Source organism: Nostoc sp. MG11 (assembly GCF_014904695.1).
Lineage (GTDB): Bacteria > Cyanobacteriota > Cyanobacteriia > Cyanobacteriales > Nostocaceae > Komarekiella.
This window is the reverse complement of record NZ_JACXXN010000120.1, coordinates 1-4,683: the sequence shown is the minus strand read 5'-3', so window position 1 is coordinate 4,683 and position 4,683 is coordinate 1. Positions and strand designations below refer to the sequence as shown.

Below are 4,683 nucleotides of genomic sequence, written 5' to 3'. Positions count from 1 at the left end.
GGAATTCCGCTTTGATATTCTTGGAAATCTCTAATAAAACTGATTGGTTATAATGATGGGCTTCTTTTCTATTTTGTGAGAAGAACCAATGTTGAATCGGTGTTAGAGATGCAATTCCTGTAACTAGACTTTGTTTACATTCAAAATTAACTATTGTATTAGCGACTTTGGCTAGTTTAGCAATAGTTTGATTTTGGAATATTTGTTTAATACTGATTTCTATACCTGAGTTTTTCGCGCGAGAAACTAATTGAATACTAAGAATAGAATCACCACCAATTTCAAAGAAGTTGTCGTGGATACTGACTTTTTCCAATAGCAGCAGTTGTTGCCAAATGTTGGCTAAAGTTTGTTCTACTTGGGTGCGTGGTGCTACGTATTCGTGAACTCTTGTGATTGTTCCATCAGGTGCGCTTAGTGCTTTTCTATCTACTTTGCCATTTGGTGTTAACGGTAGACTGTCCAAAGTCACAAAAGCAGTAGGAATCATGTATTCTGGTAGCTTCTGTTTGAGAAAACTAGGTAATTTTGCAACCAGATCGCGATTTGATTCTCGTTTTAAGGGATTGTTGGCATAAGCACTCCAGGCTTTAACCTCTGACGTTACTTCCAAGTTAGGAATTATTTTCTGGGAGTCAAATGGAGATTTATTGCGTATGAAGATAGCGTCGTAGCAACCATTTTCGCCAGCACCAGACCAAGTAATATATACCTCATAAGGTAATTGATCGCTCAAACTCCACAAATCGTCCGGCTCTACCCCTACTTGTTTTTGGAGATGTAAAGTATTACGCAATTGACCTATGGTTTTGCGTCCGTTTGACTTAGAAAGCTCTTGAACAAGTGTGACGTCTTCTTGTAAACGAGCATTCGGTATATGTTTAATACCAATTGCTGGAGGCTTTTTATCTGCTAAAATTTCTGCGATCGCTGATAAATTTAAACCATTATTTTGATAATCAAGCCATTCGGATATAACTGTAGAAGATACTTTTTTGTTAACATGGAGAATTACTTGATAACGGAACTTAGTTAGCTCATTATGGTACTCACCAGGTTTTAGCAGAATTTGAATATGTTTGATTTGCGGCAGATGTTGCTTTAAAGCTAAAAAGAAGGCAGGATCAATTACCAATTCTTCATCTTGATTCACACCATTTTTAACCTGCTGTCTCAATTGGTCAATGGTTAACGAATCTGAAGCGCGATAAAACTTAGTTGCTGCATGAAAAGTTTCTAATAATGACAAGTTGCGAACATCACCAATAAATATGAAACCACCTTTAGCCAAAGTTTTTACTGCACCTTGTAAAACTTCTACTAAGTAATCGATGCTGGGGAAATACTGCACAATTGAGTTAAGAATAACAGCATCAAATCTACCTTCTTCAATATCTGTAAAATCATCAGCAAGTTTCTGGCTTAGGCTTACGTGTGAATAACTATCTCCCAGCTGCTTGATTTGCTGTTCAACATAACCTAAAGCTGGCGCACTAAAATCAGTACCACAGTAACTCAAGCAATGAGGAGCAATCTGGAACAACAACATCCCTGTACCACAACCTATCTCCAACACATGTCCTGGTTGCCATTTGAGAATTTGCTCAACCGTAGAATCTGCCCATTGACGCATCTGTTCTTGAGGAATTTGCTTACCTGTATAGCTGCTTTCCCATCCTACGGTGTTGTAGCTGGATTCTTCGATCTCTACCTCTGAACTGTAGAGATTGTGATACATTTGTTGCCATTGCTCAATATGTGATGACTGTAATGGATTTGTTGCTTGGGATTGATTTTTTTGCTCAGAAACCACATAAGCGACTAAGCGTTTGTTACCAGGAATATCTTCTCTGACAATAACTACAGCTTGTTGGACTTGGGGATGGGTTTTAAGGACTGCTTCGATTTCTTCGGATTCGATGCGAAAACCACGAATCTTTACTTGATAGTCAATGCGACCTAGGAATTCGATATTACCATCGCCTAGGTAGCGAACTAGGTCGCCTGTTTTGTAAAGCCGTTGTGATTTTGAATCTGAGAAGGGGTTAGGAATAAATTTTTCTCGTGTTAATTCTGGGCGATTTAGGTAACTTCTTGCTAACCCATCACCTCCAATGTACAGTTCTCCAGGTACGTCTATGGGTACTTGTTGGAGGTACTCGTCTAGGATGTATGTTTGGGTGTTACTTATAGGGCGACCGATAGGAATAGTTGTAGCGTCTTCTGGAATATCATGTACCAAGTACCAGGTAGTGAATGTTGTATTTTCTGTCGGGCCATAAACATGGAGCAGTCGCTTTGGTGACCCATTTTTCAAAACTTCTTTGACCGACTTAATATCGACAGCCTCTCCTCCAAACATCAATTGTTGCACCGAATGGAAAGCTGACGGTACAACATTTACAACCTGATTAAATAAAGCGGTTGTTAAAAACAAGACGCTAATTTTCTGCTCTTGGATAAAGTTGGCAAAATCCTTGGGAGATAAAACTATATCCTTAGAAACCCAAATTAGCTTAGCTCCATGCAGCAATGTTCCCCAAATCTCAAAAGTGACAGCATCAAAGGAAAAGTTTGAGATAAAAGCAATTACATCTTTTGGTTGTAAATTAATGTAATTTGTATTAATTACCAAGCGATTTACCGCTTGGTGAAGAACAGTAACCCCTTTGGGCTTTCCAGTAGAACCAGAAGTGTAAATAACATAAGCCAAATTATCAGAAGTTACTTCAACATCATCAAGATTCTGCTGAGTATATTGGTCAATAGATACCCAATCTTTATCTAAACAAACTACCTGTACTTGATTTTGTGGCAAGGATTCCAACAATGATCTCTGGGTAAGCAACACCTCTACATTAGAATCCTCTAACATATAACTCAATCGTTCTTGGGGATAACTGGGGTCAAGGGGTACATAAGCACCACCTGCCTTGAGTATCCCTAACAATCCCACCACCATCTCTACTGAATGTTCTACGCAAATACCCACCAACACTTCTGCTCTCACACCAAGGCTTTGCAAGTAATGCGCTAGTTGGTTAGCTCTTTGATTTAATTGTTGGTAGGTCAACTGCTCTCTATCAAATACCACCGCTACAGCATCCGGTGTTCTCTCTACCTGTTGCTCAAATAACTGATAAATACATTTATCAGTGGGGTACTCAGTAGCGGTATCATTCCACTCGGTCAACAACTGATGGCGTTCTGCTTGAGTCAACAAAGGTAATTCACCCACCGTCTGTAAAGGATTTTCTACAATTGCACAGAAAATGGTTTGCAGATGTCCTAACATCCACCCAATCGTATCTGATTCAAAACGAGTACTATCGTAACGAATTTTAATTAACAACTCATTCCAAGGTTCTGCAATTACAGTCAATGGATAATTAGTTTGTTCAAAAGCCTCCATCTGTTTGAGCTGTAGCGAACAGTCTTCATTCAATAAAGAACTATCAACTGGATAATTCTCAAATGCCACAATACTTTCAAATAAAGATGTTCCCCCTCTTATTTCGCTCCTAGCTTGAATATCAAACAGTGGAGTGTAAGAGCGCTCCTGTAATTCCAGCACTAACTGTTGTATTTGTTGCAGCCAAGGTATTAGTTGCTGTTGGGGGGATATTTGGAGACGTAACGGTAAGGTATTGACAAATAATCCCACCATCTCCTCCACTCCAGACAAATTGGCTGGACGACCAGCAACAGTCACACCAAATACTACATCTTTCTCGCCACTATAACGACTTAATAGTAATGCCCAAGCTGCTTGTACTATTGTTGATAAAGTTACACGGTGCTGTTGTGCCACATATTGTAACCTACGGCTCACTCTCTGAGGCAAACGTAATTCAAGTTTCTTATAATCCGATGATTGATGCTGCTGAGTTTGAAAGTTCAGCTTATTTACTCTCAGGGGAGTCGGAGTGCTAAAACCTTGCAAAGTTTGTTGCCAAAAGTCAAGAGCAGCAACATGATCTTGCTCGTACAACCAAGTAATATAATCACTGTAAAGAAATGGTTTTGACAAATTACAAATTTCCCCTGCAACTTCAGCTTCATAGAAACTTAAAACATCTTTGAAGATAATCGATAAACACCATCCATCTATAAGAATGTGGTGATGATTCCAAATGAATTTGTAACTATCGTCACTTAATTTAATTAACGTACACTCCATTAATGGTGCTTGGTTGAATTGAAAACCAAGTCTTCTTTGTATTTGCAACAGTTCAGATAATTGCTGTTGTTGCTCTGTGGTTGATAGTTTTTGCCAATCGAGATTACTCCAAGGTAAATTAACTTGTTTGAGTACTACTTGTAATGGAGTTGTACGATTTTCCCAAACAAACAATGTACGTAAAACTGAATATCTATCTACAACTTTTTGCCAAGCCAATTCAAAAGCAGCAATATTTAGATTACCCTTCAAATTCAAGGTGATTTGCTCTTGATATACCCCACTTTCAGGCGCATCAAGGCTGTGGAATAATATTCCTTGTTGTGTCGGAGAAAGCCTATAAATTGAATCAACATTTTTAGTCTTGATAGGAGCTAATAATTTATCAAGTTCTAATTGATTCAATTGTGCAAGCGGGAAATCACTCGGTGTATATCCTCTATTGTCTTCTAATTGACAATGTTCTATTATCGACCTGATTGCCTGAATATAACTCTGTGCCA

Annotated in this window: 1 protein-coding gene; it reads right to left on the bottom strand. The window is 38.6% G+C overall.

Annotation, left to right across the window (positions count from 1 at the left end; all coding sequences use genetic code 11):
- A partial coding sequence (locus tag HCR01_RS36960) for a non-ribosomal peptide synthetase (protein ID WP_193200856.1) occupies positions 1-4,683 on the bottom strand: 4,683 nt, incomplete at both ends.